Source organism: Citrobacter sp. CK189 (assembly GCF_030333505.1).
In the GTDB taxonomy this organism is placed as follows: Bacteria; Pseudomonadota; Gammaproteobacteria; order Enterobacterales; family Enterobacteriaceae; genus Citrobacter_B; species Citrobacter_B koseri.
Window position 1 is genome coordinate 410,368 of record NZ_JAOWFV010000039.1, and the last position, 22,683, is coordinate 433,050.

Sequence of the window (22,683 nt, forward strand, 5' to 3'; positions counted from 1 at the left end):
AATTACTGGTAAGAAACCGCGTATTGCATGGAGGCCTGCACCGTACCGGTGGTTGCTGCGCCCCCTGAGTAATATTGGGCCTTGTAGGTTGCCGTGGCTGATGTCTCATTTGCCGCCAGCGCTAAATCTCCGCCGCCATTAAACGCATTGCGAAAATCGATCTCTGTATCACTGGTGTCGAGGATCTGAATTTCAACATCGCTCGCCGAGCCATTGCTGGCCAGGTTCCCGGTCGTGGCGCTGATGTTATTTCCGACGAAGACGGTCGAAATATTGATCCCGGAGGCTGAGCCGGTGCATCCGCTGACGCCGATGTCGAAGGTCGTTTGTCCTGCAACCTGATTGGTGTTCAAGGTGTTTACCGTGACGGTAGGCAGTAAGACGACAGGTGAGGCCTCAGAACCATTTACCGATACGGAACAGGTTTCATCAGAAACTTCTCCCATAAATGTAATGGTATTATCAGAAGCCAGCGCGCCCGCAGAATAGATCGCGGAGATCACCAGCGCCGGAATTAGGGCACGATTCAGTTTCATAACTAAACTCCATTTTCATTCAGTCGTGTTGATTTACCCTGAGAATTCAGGGTGTTCCCAATGCTCAGGGACATTCATAAAAATGGCACTGTGCTGGAATGTTGCTGTATTAAGTCAGTGTTGGCGAAAATATTGGTATTAATCCTGGTGTTGAGGCGTTGAAATAGAAAAATGTGCTGCTGAACGCGCCTTCTCTGTTTTTATTCAACAATGCGTTTCAGGCGACAAATAGCCCATCTGAAAATATATCTTTTTTCTTATGCCGGAATTTTAACGACAGTAATCTTAAATATGAAAATCGTTTAAAACATCCGAATAAATCTTTTGTAATAGGTGGTGGCTATTAAAAACTGGAAATAGATCGGTTGCGTCGATATTAAGATAATTAGATATTCGCTTTATTGGTATTAATGATTTAGCCGTAAAGTCGTTCCATGTCGGTGTGTTAATTAATTGAATGTGTGATGTAAATAGATACCGGTTTTATAATAATCATCAGCATCACTATACTGTTTCTGTTGCTGACTATTAGGTGCGTACTCTTTACTTTAGGAATTTTATTTTATTTTGTTGGATCTTTTGGAGCTTAAAAGGCTTAGTTTCCAATAAACCCCATTTGATTAAGATCAACAATTGATGCAATCGTATTTAAGTTGCCAGTTGATATAGTGCGTTTTGTTCGCATAAAGCGTGTTTTCTGCGCGGAATTATGCTGATGTTGAGCGTGGGAGAGAACAATTTTTCCGCAATAAATCCGCAATGCCTGCGCGCTTGTCGCAAAAGCGCGGAACTGCAATACGCGCCGGGTAATAGCATCGAATTATACGGCCAGGCGACTTTCTGGAAAGATTTGTTAATGCGCCTCACTCATCAGAGCGGCTTACCGCCCGTCTACGGTCTGCTCATGGCTTGCGAAAAATTGATATGAACGGACGTGCAGCGCCCGGGTCGCTGCACGTTTGTGGAAAAAGGCGGGGAACAATTAGTGGATAATGCCCAGATAACCATGCATTCCCATATAAAGCCCCACCAGACCGATCAGTATGCTGGAGAAATAGGGGGCTTTTCTCGCCAGGGTATTAAATCCGCTCCAGCGTTTTGCGGCCTGTTGCACGCTGATGGCTGCGCCCACGCCAACGGCTACCAGCGTTAACGCCAGACCAATGCTGAAGCACAGTACCATCGTGGCTCCCAGCGTGAAGGCTTTAAGCTGGATGCAGATCAGCAATACGGTGATGGCTGCCGGGCAAGGGATCAGGCCGCCCGTCAGGCCAAACAGTAAAATCTGTCCGTTTGTCACTTCCCGGTCGTGAAAGCGGCGCTGAATATCGGTCGCATGTGCCCGTTCATGGGCATCCTGCCAGGCGTGCGATCCGTCCGTTAGCCCTTTCAGGGAAATATGAACATGCTGGTGGTCGTGGTGATGGTCGTGGTCGTGATGGTGGTGCTCATGGTCGTGATGGTGGTGAGTGTGGGCAGGAAGCCTGTTAGCCAACCCGTCCCGCTCCCCTTTCCAGGTACGCCAGAACATCCAGAACGCCGTGCTCAGAATAATGATGGCGGAGACCAGTTGTAGCCAGGGTTCCACGGATTCTGCGGTAAACGCTCTGCTGATGTACATGCCACCCAGGGCGATAAGCCACACAACGGCGGTATGTGAAAGCGTGGCTGCCAGCCCCAGCATCACAGCCTGCTTAATCGTCCCTTTGATGGCGATGATAAACGCCGCCATCATCGTTTTGGAGTGCCCGGGTTCCAGCCCATGTAATACGCCCAACAGAATGGCGCTGGGAATGAAAAACCAGGCGTTTCCTTGCTGAAGTAATGTTGAAAATTCGCCCATGAGAATGATTCTTAGTTGTCTTATTTCCCCGCATTCTACTCCCCCCCAGTACCAAATACTACCCCCCAGTAGCGTCACAATGCTATAATCCATAATGATTTATGTTAATAAGGCGTTGTTATGTCACATACGATCCGGGATAAACAAAAACTTAAAGCTCGCGCCAGTAAAATCCAGGGGCAGGTTGTCGCACTGAAAAAAATGCTGGATGAACCTCACGAATGTGCCGCGGTATTGCAGCAAATCGCGGCGATACGCGGCGCGGTGAACGGATTAATGCGTGAGGTGATCAAAGGGCATCTGACCGAACACATTGTTCACCAGAGCGATGAAGTGAAGCGCGAAGACGATCTGGAAGTGATCCTGAAGGTGCTGGATTCCTATATAAAATAGCCGGGACCGGTGCCCGACTGTTGTCTTCAATGCTAACGCCGTCTTTGCAGATGAATAAGCGAGCCTTTGCATTCCTTTGTGATCATTGGGAATGCGGCTTTTTCATTGGAGAGTGGATGCGAATGAATAAACAGCGTGTTTATCTTCCCGCCCATTCTTTTCTCGATCCTCTGTTTATAAGCATAGACGCTGCGGATATCCATACTCAGTAACTCGGCGATTTGATGCGGATTTTTCCCTGCAACCATGTTACCCATAATGATGAACTCCGTCTGGGTCAGGGTATTCCCTTTTGTAAAAGACAGATGTCGCCCAATAAATACTTGTCTGATTTTTTCATTTGCAACCGCCAGTCCATCATCGTGATAAATGACGACAGAAACCGCCGGATGATGTTTACGCCAGTAGTTGGCTAACGACTGCATGTTCCGATCGCTCACCAGTACAATACCCATACGTGTGCTGGCGAGATAATCAATCCACTGTTTGTCGAGAAACAGCCGCAAAAAGCTGATAGAGAAATCGACAAAAATATAACCATTTAATCGGGCATTATGATTATTATTTAAAATGCCCTCAATAACACCTCTGTTAAAGTAGATACTTTCTTCCGGCCACATACAAAAACATGCGTTAGCACAATATTGTAAACGAGGTGATTTTTCTGGCATTATTTTACAATGTAAAGAACAACTACTGCACGTAAGGTTTTTTAATTTAACATCCAGCTCCATACAGGAACCTCCCTATCCGTAGATAATTTCATAATTTCATCCGTTTTTAAATATGTCAATACTTTGCCAGACGGCAATTAGCGTGCGTAAAAAATCGATGTATATCACTTATTGCTATTTTTCTTAAAGCCTTGCGATGCATTTATAATAGTGGCTATTTACATGCTACTTATTTTCCTGGGGCAGTGTCTCGTCAGAGACAGAAACAATTTAGCATCCAGGACTTTTATAGCAAAATCCAGGAATAGTTATATTGCAAAAATGTTTAAGATATTTTGTTAAATGGCATTTATGGACAAAAGTTGCATTAATGTTAATTGCTGTATCTTAATTGTAAAATCGCTATTGTTTTTCATAATTAATAAATTATGTATTTGTGTGCTTTTTAAGCTTATCGTAATAATATCAGGAGAGCATGAAAATGCTTTAAAAATAGTCTTAATTAAGAACAAATGATCTTTTTTGACTTAAGGTTTTTGATTTATAAGTAATTTTACCGCTGGCGTTTGACAGTAATCGCATAATCAAATATTTATAGTGATCTCGATATAAGAATTTTGTAGCATGGCATTCATCATGTGAATGCCAGAAGGAATACTGTGTCGGATTTGTTAAAACACGCCAGATGTTACACAATTAATAACCTGGTTGACTTTCACCCTGGAAATCGGGCGTTATCGAATAGCGCAATGCAGAAGACCGTAACGTTACAAAGTCCTGCAAGCCTTATCCTTTTATATCTTATTCAGCATAACAACACGGTGGTTTCTCAAAACCAGCTGATTACAGCGGGTTGGGGAGAGAAGAATCATGTTACCTCGGCGAATACTTTTTATCAGACGATTCTCATTCTAAGAAATGCGTTAAGTGATATTGGGTTACCGCGCGATCTTATAAAAACCATTGCCCGTCGCGGTATGATGATTTCAGCGAATATTCAGACGGATGAGATAACCGCAAAAGCATCAGCGATCGAAGCGCCGGCGCAGATTGTTGCACCCCCTATGGAACCGAAGGGAGACACGCTAATAAAAAAGCGCCATCTCTCGTTGCCTGCGGCGCTTTGCGGACTGGCGCTTCTGGTGGTGATGATAAGCATTGCCGCCAGCCTGTTTTATATGTCTCCAGAGTCGCTGCTGTCGTCTTATGAGGTTCTGGATTCCGAGACTTTTTCATCCTGTACCGTCCTGCAAAAAGGGAATGATGTGCTGGAGCTAAATTATATTCGCTTTATGCACAAACATCGCGAGATTTGCGATAACAATAACTATGTGTTTCTCTCAGGAATGAGCAGCGCAAAAAATATCACGGCGATTATATGCCCGGAGGATGCCAGAGAAAATCCGTCCGTAAAGTGTATAACCTACTATTCGATAAATGATGAAAATTAAAATACTGGCAGCGGCTATTATTATCACGATCCTCATTGTGGGTGGCGGAGGATTCTGGTATGCACACAGCATTAACCCGAAAATTGATTGCAGTGGTTATGCCGTCTGGGATATTGACCATGAACTTTTTGCTGGTGATATTACCTACCAGATGCATAATCATCAGGGAATCGTGACATTAACCGGCGTGTTGAATACGCCCGACGCTCATTCTTATAAAATTAGCCGGATTATTTATTTTACGTACCAGAAGTTGCAGCAAAACTATATTATTACGACGCATAATCTGGTCCGATATCCGTCTGACGAATTACAGGGCAGTCATGAACGCAAGGCTATGCCGCTTATTTATTTATCAAAGGACGCGACGTTCTCGTTTTTGATACAACCCTGGCGGGAAGGCTGGACGTTTACGACAGTCGGGTCGCCCTCACTATTATGCCGATAGATTAAAGACTGAGTAAAACGGCTCGCCCCTCTTCAGGTGGATGAGCCGTTTTGTATTGAGATTAGCCAAAAAACATCACGGACACGCAAAGCAGACCCACAATCAGGGTAAGCAGATTTCCCAGAGAGCGGTATGGTTTGAGCGCGGGGATCAGATAGGTTGACAGCGTCGGCATGATAAACAAAATCATGGCGATAAGCGGGCCGCTGATCGCATAAATCATCGAAATGGCGTTGGGATTAATGCAGCAAACGACAAAGGTAATCAGCGAGACCAGCATGATAGACAGGGCGCGATTAAATGCCCGGCTTTTCTTCACGCCAGTCTGAAGTAACGCCGTTCGTACTATCTCTGTTGCCCCTTCAATCACTCCAAAATAGGTGCCCAGAAACGATTTTGACATCGCGATAACGGCGACAATAATCCCTGAAATGGAGAGCCATGCCGGTGCGGCTGGCATCATAGACAGCGCTGACAGGATGGTCACGCCTTCATGTTTCGCGGCTTCAATATAGGATGGCGGAATGGAGAGCAGACAGCTGAAAACGAAAAACAGCACGCTCAGGCAAATGATCAGATAAGCCACCTTCATGATTTTTTTGCATTTACCCATGGCCTGCTCGCCGTATCTTTCACGTCTGTCGATAGCAAACGTGGAGATAATGGGCGTATGGCTAAAAGCGAAAACCATCACCGGAATGGATATCCATACCTGATGAAGTGTGTGCCGATCGAAAGACATCTGGCTGGTCAATAACGCGGGCTGCCAGCTTCCGGTCAAATAAAGCGACAGAAATAAGAAATAGGCGATAAGCGGAAACACTAAAAAGCCCATCACGCGGATAGTCGCATGTCGTCCCATCAGGAAAATCAGATTCAGAATCAATACGACGCCCAGACTGACCAGAACACGCACCCGCAGGTCTACCGTCATCTGCTTTGCCAGCTGTTCCGTCAGGGAATTGGTTATCGCCACGGCGTAAATCAGGACCACCACGAAAAACGCAATAAAGTATAGCGAGGTGATGAGACTGCCGATCTTCTTGCCGTAGTAATGCGTTACCGCACCGGTGATCCCTTCGCCAGCGGAGGTTTTCGAAGAGAGGATAAACTGGCACAGCGCTTTATGAGGCCAGTAAGTCAGAGGCCAGGCAACCAGTGCGGTAATAAACAGCACGATGGCCCCCGCGGAGCCCAACTGAATGGGGAGGAAAAGGGTGCCTGCGCCGACCGCAGTCCCATATAGTGCAAAACTCCAGAGAGTTTCTTCTTTTGACCAAATTTTCGACATTATTTGAACGTATCAACTATAAAATAAACAAAAAGAAGCGCAATTTACCATAAATGGCATGAGGCTGGGGAAACTAAAGCGGTGTGCGAGGGCAGGCAGGAAGCGCCGGAACGGGGAATGTTCCGGCTAAACAGTGCATTATCAGGCAGTAACGCGCTGCTGGCGGCGTCTTACTACGCGAAGACGCAACGTGTCATAGGCCCAGTTGTAGAACATGGTGTATGGCAGGAAGAAAAGGAAGAAACCGATTTCCAGCGTGAAGGCCTGCAACAGGCTGACGTTCAGCGCCCAGGCGACAATACTTACACCAATAACGATAAAGCCGCTTTCAAATCCCAGCGCGTGCAGTGCGCGAACTTTAGCGGTGCGCGTCACTACGTGTGACGGCCAGAAGCGGTCAAACAGCGCGTTATAGATGATATTCCAGATCATCGCCGTGGTTGCCAGCAGAATGGTTAAGCCTCCCATTTCCAGCACTGAGCGCTGCATCAGCCAGGCGGTAGTCGGGGCCAGAATGGCGGTGGCAATGCCTTCGAAGCAGACCGCATGGAAAATGCGTTCGAGTAGCGAACGGCGTTGGACTAAATCATGTTGCATAGGATCAAACCTTTTTTTTCATCTCCGGGAAAACGGAATGTCAGGCATTTTATCGTTTAATATGATATCTAAAAGATAGAATCCATCGATAAAGTAGATAGTTTATGCGCTACTCTCCCGAAGCATTAATCGCATTTGTTGAGACGGTCTCCTGCGGCTCGTTTTCCGCTGCGGCGCGCCGGTTACGGAAAAGTCAGTCCACCGTCAGTACGGCGATTGCCCACCTGGAAGCCGATCTGGGGTTTTCACTGTTTGATCGCTCTTCACGACAGCCAGTGCTGACGGAAGAGGGCAAGCGGGTGCTCAGCTATGTGCAGGCTATTCTGTCAGCAAGCGATCGTCTGGATGAGGTGGCGTTATCCCTGTCTGGCGAAACGGAAACCCGTCTGACATTCGTGCTATCCGACACCCTGCATCCAGACGTTCTGGAAGAATTAATGGTGCAGTTCGACCGCCAGTTTCCCCATACGGAATTTGAATGTCTGATCGGCGAAGATGAAGATGTCATCGATCTCCTGCAAAAGGGACGCGCGCAGGTCGGGCTGATTGAAGCGCGCAATCATTACCCTACCGAGATGGGGGTGACGCGCCTGCCCATGCAGACATGGATGGGACTCTACGTGGCGGCCTCACATCCTCTGACCGCGCAGAAAACCCTGCAATGGGATCAGCTGCATACCTGGCGTGAACTGCGGCTGAATACCTATCTGGAAAGTGGCGCCAGCGTGGCGCGCGGCCCGGCCTGGTCTGCACCTAACTATTTGTTATTACTGAGTATGGCGGTACAGGGATTTGGCTGGTGCGCATTGCCTTGCGCGCTGGTGGAAGAGTTCGCGGCTGAAAAACCGCTGGTGCAACTGGATGTGCCCGGCTGGCCAAAGGCGATCTCGATTGATCTTCTCTGGAACAAGAAGTCGCCGCCGGGCGCGGCGGGAAGCTGGCTCCGCGATCATTTACAGCAGGGGCGTATACCGGCTGATTAAAATAGCTGCAATTTCCTTTGTGATAAAACTCACCATTTTTAAACAAGCAGGATAATTATCTTTAACAATCCTCTACTATTGCGGTGTTATTTTGCGCTGAGGTGGTGATGAAAGAGGTTGTGATAGTTGGGGCTTTACGTACGCCGATCGGATGCTTCCAGGGAACGCTGTCCCGCCATTCTGCCGTTGAACTGGGCAGCATGGTGGTAAAAGCGTTGATGGAGCGTACCGGCGTTGATGTACATGCTATCGATGAAGTTATCCTCGGTCAGGTGCTCACGGCGGGCGCAGGACAAAACCCGGCGCGGCAGTCAGCCATCAAAGGTGGGCTGCCCAACACCGTTTCCGCTATCACCATCAACGATGTCTGCGGCTCCGGCCTGAAAGCGCTGCACCTGGCTACGCAGGCGATTCAGTGCGGCGAGGCGGATATTGTCATTGCCGGCGGGCAGGAGAACATGAGCCGGGCGCCGCACGTTCTTACCGACAGCCGCACAGGGGCGCAGCTCGGTAACAGCCAACTGGTGGACAGCCTGGTTCACGACGGCTTGTGGGATGCGTTTAACGATTACCACATGGGCGTTACCGCTGAAAATCTGGCGCGGGAATACGGCATCAGCCGCGAATTGCAGGACGCCTATGCCCTCAGTTCCCAGCAAAAAGCGCGGGCGGCCATTGATGCCGGGCGTTTTAAAGCTGAGATTGTCCCGGTTGTCACCCAGCGTAACGGCCAGCCTGTCGTTGTCGATACTGATGAGCAGCCAAGAACCGATGCCAGCGCGGAAGGATTGGCCCAGTTGAACCCGGCATTTGATCTCCTCGGCTCGGTCACGGCGGGCAATGCCTCGTCAATTAACGATGGCGCGGCTGCCGTCATGATGATGAGCGAAGCCAAAGCGCAGGAACTGGATTTACCCGTACTGGCGCGTATTCGCGCTTTTGCCAGCGTCGGCGTCGATCCCGCACTGATGGGCATCGCACCCGTTTACGCCACCCGACGTTGTCTGGAACGGGTAGGCTGGCAACTGGCGGATGTGGATCTTATCGAGGCTAACGAGGCTTTTGCTGCGCAGGCGTTATCCGTTGGCAAAATGCTGGAGTGGGACGAACGCCGGGTGAACGTTAACGGTGGAGCGATTGCGCTCGGTCATCCCATTGGCGCATCCGGCTGCCGGATTCTGGTGTCGCTGGTGCATGAGATGGTTAAACGCAATGCGCGAAAGGGCCTGGCGACGCTCTGCATTGGCGGTGGGCAAGGTGTGGCGCTTGCTATCGAACGAGATTAAAACCGCTTTCATTTTCCGCTTCCCCCATACAGGCGCTGCCAACCGCGCCAGCCGCAATATGTGCTGATATTTCCCCTCCCTGACGCCGCGGGTTGCAGCAATCCGGCGTTTCTTTTCAGGAGCACACGCTGCTCCCATATCCACCTGATAAACCTATCTTATTGTTTTTAATTTTATTTTAAGTATCTCCGCCTGTGCCTGTTAAAGGGAAATCTCGCGCTGACGTGATCGCAATTACACTTTTGATAATAAGATGCAGAAAAACTGAAACAACGTTTTATTTGTAATTGAAAACCCGTTTCTGGAGGGATATCATTACCGCATAAAGTAAAACGGAACGGTGTTTCGCCTTCCGTTCTGACATTCACGGTCGGTTTATTATTGGAGGTTGATGTGGACGTAAGACAGAGCATCCACAGCGCGCACGCTAAAACGCTGGACACCCAGGGGCTGCGCAACGAATTTTTGGTCGAGAAAGTGTTTGTTGCTGATGAATACACCATGGTTTACAGCCACATCGACCGCATTATTGTCGGCGGCATCATGCCGGTAGCGAAAACGGTTTCCGTTGGCGGTGAAGTTGGTAAACAGTTGGGCGTTACCTACTTCCTGGAGCGTCGTGAACTGGGGGTGATCAACATCGGCGGGCCGGGCACGATCGCTGTCGATGGTCAGTGCTATGAGATCGGCCACCGCGATGCCTTATACGTCGGTAAAGGCGCGAAAGAAGTTGTTTTCGCCAGCGTTGATGGCGCAAATCCGGCGAAGTTCTACTACAACTGCGCGCCGGCGCATACCACTTACCCGACGAAAAAAGTGACGCCAGCCGATGTCGCGCCGGTCACTCTGGGCGACAACCTCACCAGTAACCGCCGCACCATTAACAAATACTTCGTGCCGGACGTACTGGAGACCTGCCAGCTGAGCATGGGCCTGACCGAACTGGTGCCCGGCAACCTGTGGAACACCATGCCTTGTCATACCCATGAACGCCGCATGGAAGTGTACTTCTATTTCAACATGGAAGAGAACGCCTGCGTCTTTCATATGATGGGGCAGCCTCAGGAAACGCGTCATATCGTGATGCATAACGAGCAGGCGGTTATCTCCCCAAGCTGGTCTATTCACTCCGGTGTCGGCACCCAGGCCTATACGTTCATCTGGGGGATGGTGGGTGAAAATCAGGTCTTTGATGATATGGACCACGTTGCAGTAAAAGATCTGCGCTAGTCGCGGACGGCAATCATGTCTGTCCGTGACAGGCACTAAGAAAATAAGGATTAACAATGATTTTGAATGCATTCTCTCTTGAAGGTAAGGTCGCGGTAGTCACAGGTTGTGATACCGGTCTGGGTCAGGGGATGGCGCTGGGTCTGGCGGAAGCGGGCTGTGATATTGTCGGGATCAACATTGTTGAGCCGACGGAAACCATTGAACGCATCACCGCGCTGGGCCGCCGTTTTTTAAGTCTGACGGCGGATTTGCGTCAGATTGACGGTATTCCAGCCCTGCTTGAACGTGCGGTGGCGGAGTTCGGTCACATCGATATTCTGGTGAATAACGCCGGTCTGATCCGCCGTGAAGACGCGATCGACTTCAGTGAAAAAGACTGGGATGACGTCATGAACCTGAACATTAAGAGCGTGTTCTTTATGTCTCAGGCTGCGGCGAAGCACTTCATCGCCCAGGGTAACGGCGGCAAAATTATTAATATCGCCTCTATGCTCTCCTTCCAGGGCGGGATTCGCGTTCCTTCCTACACCGCGTCTAAAAGCGGTGTTATGGGCGTAACGCGCCTGATGGCGAACGAATGGGCGAAACATAACATCAACGTGAACGCTATCGCGCCGGGTTACATGGCGACGAACAATACTCAGCAACTGCGTGCCGATGAGCAGCGTAGCGCGGAAATCCTCGACCGTATTCCGGCGGGGCGTTGGGGGCTGCCGAGCGATCTGATGGGGCCGGTGGTGTTCCTGGCGTCCAGCGCATCTGACTATATTAACGGCTATACCGTTGCGGTAGATGGCGGCTGGCTGGCGCGTTAATTCTGATGTCGTAAAAGCCTCGCCCCGGTGAGGCGATAACATCCGGCCTGCGCAGGGTTTCCTGTACAGGCCGGATGCGTATGGCTTACGCGTTGAGGAAATCTTCGCGTACTGGCGTGAAGGTATCCAGCAGTGTTCCCGGTTGTAAACACACGCAGCCATGCATGATATTGGGCCGTTTATATAGCGTGTCGCCGGCGCGCACCACATGCTTTTCTTCACCAATAGTAAACTCAAATTCACCAGACAAAACGTAAGTCAGCTGTTCATGAGGATGATTGTGCAACGGCCCGATTGCGCCTTTTTCGAAATTCACCTCTACCGCCATCATGTTACCGTCGTGAGCCAGAATACGCCGGGTAACGCCATTTCCCAGATCCTCAAGCGTCGTCTCATTATGAAAAATAAACATGCGGTGATCCTGTTATTTATTGAAACAATGTTTCAACTAAATTAGTTCATACCGGGGAAAAAGAAAATGGCAGACCAAATGAACTGGAAACTTGATCACAAGTTTGCTTCACTGCTGTCATCAAGGTGAGAAGGAGAAGGTAATGAAAACGATTGGACTGCTGGGCGGCATGAGTTGGGAATCGACGATCCCCTATTACCGTTTGATTAATGAAGGAATCAAAACACGGCTGGGCGGTTTGCATTCCGCCAGCCTGTTGCTGCATAGCGTTGATTTCCATGAAATTGAAGAGTGTCAGCGCCAGGGCGAGTGGGATAAAACGGGAGATATTCTGGCGCAGGCCGCACTGGGTTTGCAGCAGGCGGGCGCAGAAGCGATAGTGCTGTGTACTAATACCATGCATAAAGTGGCGGAGACGATTGAGTCGCGCTGTTCACTGCCGTTTTTACATATTGCGGATGCGACAGGGCGGGCGATTGTGCGCAAAAACATGACGCGCGTGGCGCTACTGGGGACGCGCTACACGATGGAGCAGGATTTTTATCGCGGGCGTCTGGAGCAGCGATTTGCGATTGAAACCCTGGTGCCGGAAACTGACGACCGCGCGCAGATCAACCAGATAATCTTTGACGAACTGTGCCTCGGCGAGTTTAGCGAACGCTCCCGCCAGTATTATTTGCAGGTGATCGAACGTCTGGCGGCGCAGGGCGCTCAGGGCGTGATTTTCGGCTGTACTGAGATCGGGTTGCTGGTGCCGGAAGCGCAGAGCGCGCTGCCGGTGTTTGATACTGCGGCGATCCATGCGGCTGACGCCGTGGAATTTATGCTTTCGTAACCGGCTCCAGAATGGCCTCCAGCGGATCGACAAGACGCGGAAGGCTGGTTTGCAGGTGCTCACTAAACGCATCCACCAGCGCGGATGATGGCCGGTGCAGCGGGCGGATCAGACTGACGGTAAACGGAACGTCGACACTGAACCGCCGCACGGTCACTCCGCTGGCGGCATAATCCAGCGCGGTGAGCGGGTTAACCACCGAGAGCCCGGCGCCCGCGCGCACCATCGCACAAACTGACGCCGCGCTGTGGGTTTCCACGACCATCCGGCGTTTAACCTGGTGTTCGTTAAACAGCGCATCCAGCAGCTGGCGATAGCTGTCGGTGCGCGACAGGCTGATGTAATTCTCTCCCTGAAAGTCGCCCGGCGTCAGCACGGATTTGGTCGCCAGCGGGTGGCCGGGCGGCAGCACGCACACTTCATTTAGCGTCAACAACGCGGTGCGTTCGGTGCCTGCCGGGGTATGCAACGTCTCCGTCAGGCCGAGGTCGTGGCGTTGAGCGGAAAGCCACTCTTCCAGCAGCGGCGACTCCTGCGGCACGATGTTCAGGCTGACATCAGGATAGCGGGCGAGAAACGGTTGCAGCAGCGTGGGTAAAAAGGACTGGGAGAAAACGGGCAGGCAGACAATCGACAGCTCGCCCTGGCGAAATTCACGCAGGCTCTCCGCCGCGTTTACAATGCGATCCAGCCCATACCAGGAACGCTGCACCTCTTCGAATAGCCGTAATCCTTGCACCGTCGGGTGCAGGCGTCCGCGCGTGCGCTCAAATAGTTTAAGCCCCAATACTTTTTCGAACCGCGCCAGCTCCCGGCTGACGGTGGGCTGTGAGGTATGCAGCAGGCGTGCCGCTTCGGTCAGGTTTCCGGCGGTCATCACGGCATGAAAGATTTCAATGTGGCGCAGGTTCACGGCTGCCATCGTTGGCTTTCCCCTCAGTGGATATCATCCATATCATTTTTGCATAGACTCGCCATAAAACGATATTTTTTATTCCCTTCAGTTTGTGGCGTAATCATAAAAAATGTCTTGCCCGGAGCCTGCTATGCCACATTCACTGAATTGCACTGATACCGACCTCAACGCTGAAAATCTGCTCAGACTACCGGCGGAATTCGGCTGCCCGGTATGGGTTTATGACGCGCAGATTATTCGCCGTCAGATCGCGGCCCTGCAACAGTTTGATGTGGTGCGCTTTGCGCAAAAGGCCTGCTCGAATATTCATATTTTGCGCCTGATGCGTGAGCAGGGCGTAAAGGTGGATTCCGTTTCGCTGGGTGAAATTGAGCGCGCGCTGGCGGCGGGATATGATCCGCAAAACCATCCTGATGATATCGTCTTCACGGCTGATGTCATTGACGCCGCCACGCTGGCCCGCGTCAGCGAACTGCGCATTCCGGTGAATGCCGGGTCGGTGGATATGCTGGATCAACTGGGGCAGGTTTCGCCGGGCCATCGCGTCTGGCTGCGTATCAATCCCGGTTTTGGTCACGGGCACAGCCAGAAAACCAATACCGGCGGCGAGAACAGCAAACACGGCATCTGGCATACCGATCTGCCTGCCGCGCTGGCGGTGATGCAGCGCCATCGGCTTCAGCTTGTTGGGATCCACATGCACATTGGTTCCGGCGTTGATTACGGTCATCTGGAGCAGGTGTGCGGCGCGATGGTGCGTCAGGTTATCGATTTTGGGCAGGATCTGGAGGCGATTTCGGCGGGAGGCGGGCTGTCGATCCCTTATCACGAGGGAGAAGAGGCGGTCGATACGCAGCATTACTTCGGACTGTGGAACGCCGCCCGCGAGCAAATCGCTCGCCATCTGGGGCATCGGGTGAAGCTGGAAATTGAACCGGGACGTTTTCTGGTGGCGCAATCCGGCGTGCTGGTGACGCAGGTACGCAGCGTGAAAGAGATGGGGCGCCGTCATTTTGTGCTGGTGGATGCCGGTTTCAACGACCTGATGCGCCCGGCAATGTACGGCAGCTATCACCATATTACGGCGCTGGCGGCGGACGGTCGCTCGCTTGAACATGCGCCGCTGCTGGACACCGTGGTGGCGGGGCCGTTGTGTGAGTCTGGCGATGTCTTTACGCAGCAGGAAGGCGGTAACGTGGAAACGCGTGCGCTGCCTGCGGTCGCGCCGGGGGATTACCTGGTTCTGCACGATACCGGCGCGTACGGCGCGTCCATGTCATCAAATTACAACAGCCGACCGCTGCTGCCGGAAGTGCTGTTTGATAATGGTAAAGCGCGATTGATTCGCCGCCGCCAGACGATTGAAGAGTTGCTGGCGCTGGAAGTTCTTTAACCGGCAGGCTGGATAAGACGCCTTTGCCTGATGGCGCTACGCTTATCAGGCCTACAGACGGCGCAATATCGTAGGTCGAATAAGGCGTCTTTGCCTGATGGCGCTACGCTTATCAGGCCTACGGACGGCGCAATATCGTAGGCCGGATAAGGCGCTTGCGCCGCCATCCGGCAAACCATCAGCAATCCGACTGAAAAAATGGCCCGGTGGTCACTGAATCACGCAGCACTAATGTTCCTGTAAACGGCGGGATCGGCTCCAGCTCCTCGCCGCTCGCCAGCCGAATCGCCTGATCGATTGCGGTGGTGATCATACTGTCGATCGGCAGATAAACGGTGGACAGCGCCGGTTCCAGCCACTTCGCGCTGGGCGCGTCATCGAAGCCAAACAGTGAAATATCCTGCGGTATCCGCAGCCCGGCCTGATGCAGCGCCTTTGATGCGCCAAGCGCCATATCGTCGTTACAGGCAAAGAGCGCGGTAAAGGCGATCCCTTCCTCCAGCAGTTCACGGCACGCTTCGTACCCGCGTGTCATACTGGAGTCGCCGTATTTCACTTTCGCCGGGTCCCAGGCGATCCCGTTTTTCTCCAGCGCCTTGCGGTAGCCCGTCAGGCGGGATTTTCCCGTTGGCGTGTGATTCGGTACGGTAATGCAGGCGATATCCCGATGGCCCTGTGAGATCAGGTAATCCACCGCCTGAAACGCGGCATCTTCCTGTTCAAAGAATATGGCGCGATCGCGGGCCAGACTGACATCGCGATTGATCACGACCAGCGGCGTCTCTATGGTATTAATCAACGAGATGATCGTTTTTTCGCTCATATAGCGGGTATAGAGAATGATCGCGTCGCACTGCCTGTCGGCCAGCATCTGCACCGCCTCTTGCTCGCGTTCCGGCGTGTCATGGCCATCGGTCACGATAAGCTGCTTACCGTGCGACTCTGTCTGGCGTGACGCCTGTTGCAGCAAACGCCCGAAGTAAAATCCGTCAAAGGTCGAGACAACAAGCCCAATGCTGTTACTGGTGCGGTTCGCCAGCGATCGCGCCAAAAAATTGGGTCGGTAATCTAACGCCTGCATCGCTTTGAAGACTTTCTGGCGCGTGCTCTCTTTCACCTGTCCCGTTCCGTTCAGCACGCGAGAAACCGTCGCTTTTGATACGCCCGCGCGACGTGAAACATCCAGCATTGTTGTCATGACGCTATCCTGATTAATCGTTTGACGAAGAATTCCCGGTTTCCGACGGCGTCGAAACGGAATGCCGACGTACCAGAGTAGGGCTAAAGACATGGGTGATTTCGGGTACAGGCCGTTTTTCCGCCAGCGCGAGCGCCAGTTCGGCGGCCTGGGTCGCCATGGTCACGATCGGGTAGCGTACTGTGGTCAGACGTGGACGCACGTAGCGCGAGACCAGCACATCATCGAAACCAATCAGTGAAATTTCGCCCGGCACGTCAATACCGTTGTCGTTTAATACGCCCATTGCGCCTGCGGCCATCGAATCGTTGTAACAAGCGATCGCCGTGAAGTTTCTTCCGCGACCTAACAGTTCGGTCATTGCCTGTTCACCGCCGCTCTCATCCGGTTCACCAAATGTGACCAGCCTGTCGTTAGCCGGAATATGGCTCTCTTCCAGCGCGTCGTAATAACCCTTGAGCCGGTCTTCCGCATCAGAAATCGAATGGTTGGAACAGATATAGCCGATGCGGGTATGGCCCTGCTGAATTAAGTGACGCGTTGCCAGCCAGGCGCCGTAACGGTCATCTAACGCCACGCAGCGCTGCTCAAACCCAGGCAGGATGCGGTTAATCAGCACCATGCCAGGCATCTGTTTCATTAATGACGCCAGGTCCGCGTCCGGGATCATCTTGGCGTGTACGACTAACGCCGCGCAACGATGGCGGATCAGTTGTTCAATCGCCTGATGCTCTTTTTGTTCATTGTGGTAGCCGTTGCCAATCAGTAAGAAATTACCGGTGTGGTAGGCCACCTGCTCGACCGCTTTAACCATCGCGCCAAAGAAAGGGTCGGAGACATCCCCCACGACTAAACCAATTGTCTCCGTGGATTGCTGCGCCAGCGCTCGCGCATTGGCGTTGGGGTGATAGCTGAGCGATTCCATCGCGCTGGTGACCGCGAGGCGGGATGCTTCGCTGGCTTTCGGGGAATCATTAATAACGCGAGAAACGGTGGCGACTGAAACACCAGCCAGTCGGGCTACATCCTTTATGGTCGCCATGACAGTACCTATAGTGGGTAAACGCTTACATTTCGTCAGTGTTACGGAAAATGGCTATCTGTTCAAGCAGATTGCCTGACGGGAACGCGCAAATGTGAGCGCACGCCGGGGAAGTAAGACAGAAAAGGGAGAATGCAAACCTTTGGTTACACTTTGCGAAGCGCTGTTGCGATTGTTCGCTGGTGAGGGCGTCGGGCGGATTGCTAGAGTTGAGATCCCAGAGGTATTGATAGGTGAAATCAGCTTTCGGGTTGATCACAAGAATTACACCAACCTGCGCATCATGTGCAGGTTTTTTTTTGCGCTTACACCAATCTGTAACAGTAACCGATAATTTACACAACTCGTTGCATTTGTGTTCATTCCTTTGCGTTTTGCTGGTGGCGCGCAGCGTCGCCGGAGACCACAATCAAGATCCCAGAGGTATTGATTGGTGAGATTATTCGGTACGCTCTTCGTACCTGTCTCTTGCACCAACCTGCGCGGATGCGCAGGTTTTTTTTCGTCCTTCCATTTACCTGTCGCGCCTGTTCCCCATCTCGTATAATCTGCAACCATGCATCTTTACCGAACTGTGAGCAAAGGGAGTTGACATGCTTTTTGGATTTTTTCGCAACCTGTTCCGCGTGCTTTATCGTGTACGCGTCACCGGGGATGCCAGGGCGCTACAGGGTGAGCGCATCCTGATCACGCCAAACCATGTCTCTTTTATCGACGGTATTTTACTCGCCCTGTTTTTACCGGTTCGCCCTGTTTTCGCGGTCTATTCCTCTATCAGCCAGCAATGGTACATGCGCTGGTTAAAGTCGCTGATTGATTTCGTGCCGCTCGACCCGACGAAGCCGATGGCGATTAAGCACCTGGTACGCCTGGTAGAGCAGGGCCGCCCGGTGGTTATCTTCCCGGAAGGGCGAATTTCGGTGAGCGGTTCGTTGATGAAAATCTACGACGGCGCCGGGTTTGTGGCGGCGAAGTCTGGCGCAACGGTGGTGCCGGTTCGTATTGAAGGCGCAGAGCTTACGCACTTTAGCCGCCTGAAAGGTCTGGTAAAACAGCGCTTTTTCCCGCGCATTTACCTGCATATCCTGCCGCCTACTCATCTGCCGATGCCGGAGGCGCCGCGAGCGCGCGAGCGCCGCAAACTGGCCGGAGAAATGCTGCATCAAATTATGATGGAAGCGCGCATGGCGGTGCGCCCGCGTGAAACGCTGTATGAATCACTGTTAGCTGCGCAGTACCGCTACGGGGCGGGTAAAAATTGTGTTGAAGATATTAACTTCACGCCGGACACTTATCGCAAATTGCTGACAAAAACGCTGTTTGTCGGCCGCATTCTGGAAAAATACAGCGCGCAGGGCGAAAACATCGGCCTGATGCTGCCAAACGCGGCCATCAGCGCCGCCGTCATCTTTGGCGCGGTTTCTCGTGGCCGTATCCCGGCGATGATGAACTACACGGCGGGTGTGAAAGGGTTGACCAGCGCCATTACCGCTGCGGAGATCAAAACCGTATTCACCTCCCGTCAGTTTCTTGAGAAAGGCAAACTCTGGCATCTGCCGGAGCAACTGACGCAGGTTCGCTGGATTTATCTCGAAGATTTAAAAGCTGATGTGACGCTCGCCGATAAGCTCTGGATTTTTGCGCATCTGCTGATGCCGCGCCTGGCGCAGGTCAAACAGCGGCCGGAAGAGGCGGCAATGATCCTCTTTACATCCGGTTCGGAAGGGCACCCGAAAGGCGTGGTGCACAGCCATAAAAGCCTTCTGGCGAACGTTGAGCAGATAAAAACCATTGCCGATTTCACGGCGAACGACCGCTTTATGTCAGCGCTGCCGCTGTTCCACTCCTTCGGCCTGACCGTCGGCCTGTTGACGCCGCTGCTGACCGGCGCTGAGGTGTTTCTCTATCCCAGCCCGTTGCACTATCGCATTGTGCCGGAGCTGGTCTATGACCGGAACTGCACGGTGCTGTTTGGCACGTCGACGTTTCTGGGCAACTACGCGCGGTTTGCCAATCCGTATGATTTCTATCGTCTGCGCTATGTCGTCGCCGGCGCGGAAAAATTGCAGGACAGCACCCGACAGCTCTGGCAGGACAAATTCGGCCTGCGCGTTCTGGAAGGTTACGGCGTGACCGAATGCGCGCCGGTCGTGTCGATAAACGTACCTATGGCGGCGAAACCAGGCACCGTTGGGCGCATTTTGCCAGGCATGGATGCGCGCTTGCTGGCGGTTCCGGGCATTGATGACGGCGGGCGTCTGCAACTCAAAGGGCCTAATATCATGAACGGCTACCTGCGGGTTGAAAAACCGGGCGTGCTGGAAGCGCCTGCGGCGGAAAATGCGCTGGGCGACGTTGAACAGGGCTGGTACGACACGGGCGATATTGTGCGTTTCGATGAAAACGGTTTTGTGCAGATCCAGGGCCGAGCGAAGCGCTTTGCGAAAATCGCCGGAGAGATGGTTTCGCTGGAGATGGTCGAACAGCTGGCGCTGGGCGTCTCGCCAGATAAAATGCACGCCACGGCGATTAAAAGCGACGCCAGCAAGGGCGAAGCGCTGGTGCTGTTCACGACAGACGGCGAGCTGACGCGTGAAAGCCTGCTGCAATATGCCCGCACGCACGGCATTCCTGAACTTGCCGTACCGCGTGATATCCGCTATCTGAAACAACTTCCGTTACTGGGCAGCGGCAAGCCGGACTTTGTGACGCTGAAAAGCTGGGTTGATGAACCGGAAAAACAACATGCGTGAGTCAGTACATACTAACACTTCGATCTGGTCGAAAGGGATGATGTCGGTTATCGCCGCGCAGTTTCTCTCTGCGTTTGGCGATAACGCGCTGTTGTTCGCGACGCTGGCGCTGCTGAAGGCGCAGTTTTACCCGGACTGGAGCCAGCCGATCCTGCAAATGGTGTTTGTAGGCGCTTACATTCTTTTTGCCCCCTTTGTCGGGCAGGTGGCGGACAGCTTTGCTAAAGGTCGGGTGATGATGTTCGCCAACGGCCTGAAACTGTTGGGCGCTGCGAGCATCTGTTTTGGTTTTAATCCCTTTGTCGGCTATACGCTGGTGGGGATTGGCGCGGCGGCTTACTCTCCGGCGAAATATGGCATTCTTGGCGAGTTGACCACGGGCGACAAACTGGTGAAAGCCAATGGTCTGATGGAAGCCTCCACCATTGCCGCTATTCTGCTGGGATCGGTGGCGGGCGGCGTACTGGCAGACTGGCATGTGATTGCGGCGCTGGTCGCCTGTGCGTTGGCCTATGCGGGCGCAGTCGTCGCTAACCTTTTTATTCCGAAACTCGCGGCGGCGCGGCCAGGCCAGTCCTGGCATTTGCGTAAGATGGTGCGCAGCTTCTTCTGCGCCTGCATGTCGCTCTGGCGTAACGGGGAGACGCGTTTCTCGCTGGTTGGCACCAGCCTTTTTTGGGGCGCGGGCGTCACGCTGCGTTTTCTGCTGGTGCTGTGGGTGCCGGTAGCGCTGGGAATTACCGATAACGCCACGCCGACTTACCTGAACGCAATGGTGGCGATCGGTATTGTTGTGGGCGCGGGCGCTGCGGCGAAGCTGGTTACGCTGGAGACGGTAGCGCGTTGTATGCCTGCGGGTATTCTGATTGGCGTGGTGGTGCTGATTTTCTCTTTGCAGCACGCATTGCTTCCGGCCTATGCGCTGTTGACGCTTATTGGCGTGCTGGGCGGCTTTTTCGTGGTGCCGCTCAATGCGTTATTGCAGGAGCGCGGCAAGAAAAGCGTCGGCGCGGGCAACGCGATTGCGGTACAGAACCTGGGGGAGAACAGCGCGATGCTGTTGATGCTGGGTCTCTATTCGCTGGCCGTGTTGGTGGGCATTCCGGTCGTGGCGATCGGCATTGGTTTTGGCGGGCTGTTTGCATTGGCGATTGCGGCGCTGTGGATTTGGCAGCGCCGCCAGATGTGATTGTTGCGCCGTCTGTAGGCCTGATAAGCGCAGCGCCATCAGGCAGAAGCGCCGGATGGCGGCACAGATGCCTTATCCGGCCTACGGTATGGTGCTGTCGGTAGGCCTGATAAGCGTAGCGCCATCAGGCAGAAGCGCCGGATGGCGGCACAGGCGCCTTATCCGGCCTACAATATGGGGCTGTCGGTAGGCCTGATAAGCGCAGCGCCATCAGGCAGAAGCGCCGGATGGCGGCACAGGTGCCTTATCCGGCCTACGGGTATGGTGCTGTCGGTAGGCCTGATAAGCGCAGCGCCATCAGGCAGAAGCGCCGGATGAACGCATTACGGTGCCGGGTAGGTATAAACCTGATGCACCGCTTCGATCTCCGCCAGCACCTCTTCGCTTAACTCCAGATGCAAACTCTCAACGTTGGTTTTTAACTGCGCCATCGTCGTTGCGCCCAACAGGGTGCTGGCGACGAACGGCTGACGACGCACAAACGCCAGCGCCATCTGGGCCGGATCGAGGTTGTGGCGTCTGGCGATGTCGACGTAGGCCGCAACCGCCTTTTGCGCCTGCTCGCCGCTGTAGCGCGTAAAGCGGCTAAACAGGGTGTTGCGCGCGCCGGCGGGTTTGGCGCCATTCAGATATTTACCGGTCAACGTACCGAATGCCAGGCAAGAGTAGGCCAGCAGCTCGACGCCTTCATACTGGCTGACTTCCGCCAATCCCACCTCATAACTGCGGTTCAGCAGGCTGTAAGGGTTCTGGATAGTGACAATGCGCGGCAGGTCATGTTTATCCGCCAGATGCAGATAGCGCATGACGCCGAAGGCCGTTTCGTTAGAGACGCCGATGTAGCGAATTTTGCCCGCGCGCTGGAACTCCGTCAGCGCGTCCAGCGTTTCGAGCAGCGTGACAACCGGTGCCGAATCCGTCCAGCTGTAGCCCAGCTTGCCGAAGCAGTTGGTCGGGCGCTGCGGCCAGTGAACCTGATACAGATCCAGATAGTCGGTTTGCAGGCGTTTGAGGCTGTCGTGTAAGGCCTCACGGATATTTTTACGATCCAGCGCCTGATTGGGGCGAATTCCGCTGTCGTTATTACGCGATGGGCCGCTTACCTTGGAAGCGATAACCAGCTTCTCACGGCTGCCGTGTTTAGCAAGCCAGTTACCGACATAGGTTTCCGTTAGCCCCTGGGTTTCCGGGCGTGGAGGCACCGGATACATTTCGGCGACGTCGATCAGGTTAATGCCCTGATCCACGGCGTAATCGAGCTGTGCATGTGCGTCGGCTTCGCTGTTTTGTTCACCAAACGTCATTGTGCCCAGCCCCAGTGTACTTATTTCAAGCGAGCTGTGGGGTATACGGTGATAGTGCATAGCCGTTTCCTTCTTATTATGAAGTCAGTAA

General features: G+C 52.9%; 21 protein-coding genes. 11 read left to right on the plus strand and 10 right to left on the minus strand.

Annotated elements, in window-relative coordinates:
- Positions 1 to 2 precede the first annotated feature (2 nt).
- Both OGV83_RS17660 and OGV83_RS17665 read right to left on the minus strand, forming a co-directional pair.
- Complete coding sequence (locus tag OGV83_RS17660) at positions 3 to 536, minus strand: fimbrial protein (RefSeq protein WP_012134978.1); 534 nt, start codon at positions 534 to 536, stop codon at positions 3 to 5.
- Between the two features lie 982 nt (positions 537 to 1,518).
- The gene (locus OGV83_RS17665) at positions 1,519 to 2,379 is read right to left on the minus strand and encodes a nickel/cobalt efflux protein RcnA (RefSeq protein ID WP_286464212.1); all 861 of its coding nucleotides are present in this window, start codon (positions 2,377 to 2,379) and stop codon (positions 1,519 to 1,521) included.
- Between the two features lie 120 nt (positions 2,380 to 2,499).
- Here OGV83_RS17665 and rcnR point away from each other — a divergent pair, with 120 nt between their 5' ends.
- Positions 2,500 to 2,772 carry a Ni(II)/Co(II)-binding transcriptional repressor RcnR gene (rcnR, locus tag OGV83_RS17670; protein ID WP_012134972.1) on the plus strand — a complete coding sequence of 91 codons (273 nt, stop codon included), beginning with the start codon at positions 2,500 to 2,502 and terminating at the stop codon, positions 2,770 to 2,772.
- Positions 2,773 to 2,804: 32 nt separating this feature from the next.
- On the opposite strand, the gene OGV83_RS17675 is transcribed toward rcnR, so the two are convergent.
- Complete coding sequence (locus OGV83_RS17675) at positions 2,805 to 3,506, minus strand: helix-turn-helix transcriptional regulator (RefSeq protein ID WP_024130913.1); 702 nt, start codon at positions 3,504 to 3,506, stop codon at positions 2,805 to 2,807.
- Between the two features lie 689 nt (positions 3,507 to 4,195).
- Here OGV83_RS17675 and OGV83_RS17680 point away from each other — a divergent pair.
- Both OGV83_RS17680 and OGV83_RS17685 read left to right on the plus strand, forming a co-directional pair.
- The gene (locus tag OGV83_RS17680; RefSeq protein WP_214143823.1) at positions 4,196 to 4,897 is read left to right on the plus strand and encodes a winged helix-turn-helix domain-containing protein; all 702 of its coding nucleotides are present in this window, start codon (positions 4,196 to 4,198) and stop codon (positions 4,895 to 4,897) included.
- Entirely contained in the window at positions 4,884 to 5,345 is a 462-nt protein-coding gene (locus tag OGV83_RS17685) for a YqeJ family protein (RefSeq protein WP_214143822.1), read from the plus strand. Before OGV83_RS17680 ends, OGV83_RS17685 begins: the two co-directional genes overlap by 14 nt.
- Positions 5,346 to 5,406: 61 nt before the next feature.
- Here the strand turns inward: OGV83_RS17685 and OGV83_RS17690 are convergent, their stop codons facing one another.
- On the minus strand, positions 5,407 to 6,636 hold the full coding sequence (locus tag OGV83_RS17690) for an amino acid permease (RefSeq protein WP_214143821.1): 1,230 nt from the start codon (positions 6,634 to 6,636) through the stop codon (positions 5,407 to 5,409).
- Positions 6,637 to 6,777: 141 nt separating this feature from the next.
- Positions 6,778 to 7,233: a multidrug/biocide efflux PACE transporter gene (locus OGV83_RS17695; protein ID WP_024130912.1), complete on the minus strand. Its 456-nt coding sequence runs from the start codon at positions 7,231 to 7,233 to the stop codon at positions 6,778 to 6,780.
- Positions 7,234 to 7,337: 104 nt separating this feature from the next.
- Here OGV83_RS17695 and OGV83_RS17700 point away from each other — a divergent pair, with 104 nt between their 5' ends.
- From OGV83_RS17700 to kduD, 4 genes are all read left to right on the plus strand, one after another.
- The gene (locus tag OGV83_RS17700; RefSeq protein WP_115614449.1) at positions 7,338 to 8,216 is read left to right on the plus strand and encodes a LysR family transcriptional regulator; all 879 of its coding nucleotides are present in this window, start codon (positions 7,338 to 7,340) and stop codon (positions 8,214 to 8,216) included.
- Between the two features lie 107 nt (positions 8,217 to 8,323).
- Positions 8,324 to 9,502, plus strand: a complete 1,179-nt coding sequence (locus OGV83_RS17705; RefSeq protein ID WP_049011188.1) for an acetyl-CoA C-acetyltransferase — start codon at positions 8,324 to 8,326, stop codon at positions 9,500 to 9,502.
- Positions 9,503 to 9,895: 393 nt separating this feature from the next.
- Positions 9,896 to 10,732: a 5-dehydro-4-deoxy-D-glucuronate isomerase gene (gene kduI / locus OGV83_RS17710; protein WP_286464220.1), complete on the plus strand. Its 837-nt coding sequence runs from the start codon at positions 9,896 to 9,898 to the stop codon at positions 10,730 to 10,732.
- A 56-nt stretch (positions 10,733 to 10,788) separates the two neighbouring features.
- Positions 10,789 to 11,550 carry a 2-dehydro-3-deoxy-D-gluconate 5-dehydrogenase KduD gene (gene kduD, locus OGV83_RS17715; protein WP_071257893.1) on the plus strand — a complete coding sequence of 254 codons (762 nt, stop codon included), beginning with the start codon at positions 10,789 to 10,791 and terminating at the stop codon, positions 11,548 to 11,550.
- 85 nt (positions 11,551 to 11,635) lie between these two features.
- Here the strand turns inward: kduD and OGV83_RS17720 are convergent, their stop codons facing one another.
- Entirely contained in the window at positions 11,636 to 11,962 is a 327-nt protein-coding gene (locus tag OGV83_RS17720; protein WP_012134962.1) for a cupin domain-containing protein, read from the minus strand.
- Positions 11,963 to 12,104: 142 nt separating this feature from the next.
- Here OGV83_RS17720 and OGV83_RS17725 point away from each other — a divergent pair, with 142 nt between their 5' ends.
- Positions 12,105 to 12,797, plus strand: a complete 693-nt coding sequence (locus OGV83_RS17725) for an aspartate/glutamate racemase (protein ID WP_115625873.1) — start codon at positions 12,105 to 12,107, stop codon at positions 12,795 to 12,797.
- On the opposite strand, the gene OGV83_RS17730 is transcribed toward OGV83_RS17725, so the two are convergent.
- Positions 12,784 to 13,719: a LysR family transcriptional regulator gene (locus OGV83_RS17730; protein ID WP_012134960.1), complete on the minus strand. Its 936-nt coding sequence runs from the start codon at positions 13,717 to 13,719 to the stop codon at positions 12,784 to 12,786. The two genes, OGV83_RS17725 and OGV83_RS17730, sit on opposite strands and share 14 nt — an antisense overlap.
- A gap of 124 nt (positions 13,720 to 13,843) precedes the next feature.
- On the opposite strand from OGV83_RS17730, the gene lysA reads away from it, so the two are divergent.
- Positions 13,844 to 15,106: a diaminopimelate decarboxylase gene (gene lysA, locus OGV83_RS17735; protein ID WP_286464228.1), complete on the plus strand. Its 1,263-nt coding sequence runs from the start codon at positions 13,844 to 13,846 to the stop codon at positions 15,104 to 15,106.
- 178 nt (positions 15,107 to 15,284) lie between these two features.
- On the opposite strand, the gene OGV83_RS17740 is transcribed toward lysA, so the two are convergent.
- Positions 15,285 to 16,304: a LacI family DNA-binding transcriptional regulator gene (locus OGV83_RS17740; RefSeq protein ID WP_047461502.1), complete on the minus strand. Its 1,020-nt coding sequence runs from the start codon at positions 16,302 to 16,304 to the stop codon at positions 15,285 to 15,287.
- A gap of 13 nt (positions 16,305 to 16,317) precedes the next feature.
- Entirely contained in the window at positions 16,318 to 17,346 is a 1,029-nt protein-coding gene (gene galR, locus OGV83_RS17745) for an HTH-type transcriptional regulator GalR (protein ID WP_012134956.1), read from the minus strand.
- A gap of 593 nt (positions 17,347 to 17,939) precedes the next feature.
- Here galR and aas point away from each other — a divergent pair.
- Both aas and lplT read left to right on the plus strand, forming a co-directional pair.
- Complete coding sequence (aas, locus tag OGV83_RS17750) at positions 17,940 to 20,099, plus strand: bifunctional acyl-ACP--phospholipid O-acyltransferase/long-chain-fatty-acid--ACP ligase (protein ID WP_286464230.1); 2,160 nt, start codon at positions 17,940 to 17,942, stop codon at positions 20,097 to 20,099.
- On the plus strand, positions 20,092 to 21,288 hold the full coding sequence (gene lplT / locus OGV83_RS17755; protein ID WP_047461510.1) for a lysophospholipid transporter LplT: 1,197 nt from the start codon (positions 20,092 to 20,094) through the stop codon (positions 21,286 to 21,288). The genes aas and lplT overlap by 8 nt, the downstream gene beginning before the upstream one ends.
- A 323-nt stretch (positions 21,289 to 21,611) precedes the next feature.
- On the opposite strand, the gene OGV83_RS17760 is transcribed toward lplT, so the two are convergent.
- Positions 21,612 to 22,652: an NADP(H)-dependent aldo-keto reductase gene (locus OGV83_RS17760; RefSeq protein WP_047461513.1), complete on the minus strand. Its 1,041-nt coding sequence runs from the start codon at positions 22,650 to 22,652 to the stop codon at positions 21,612 to 21,614.
- Between the last annotated feature and the right edge of the window lie 31 nt (positions 22,653 to 22,683).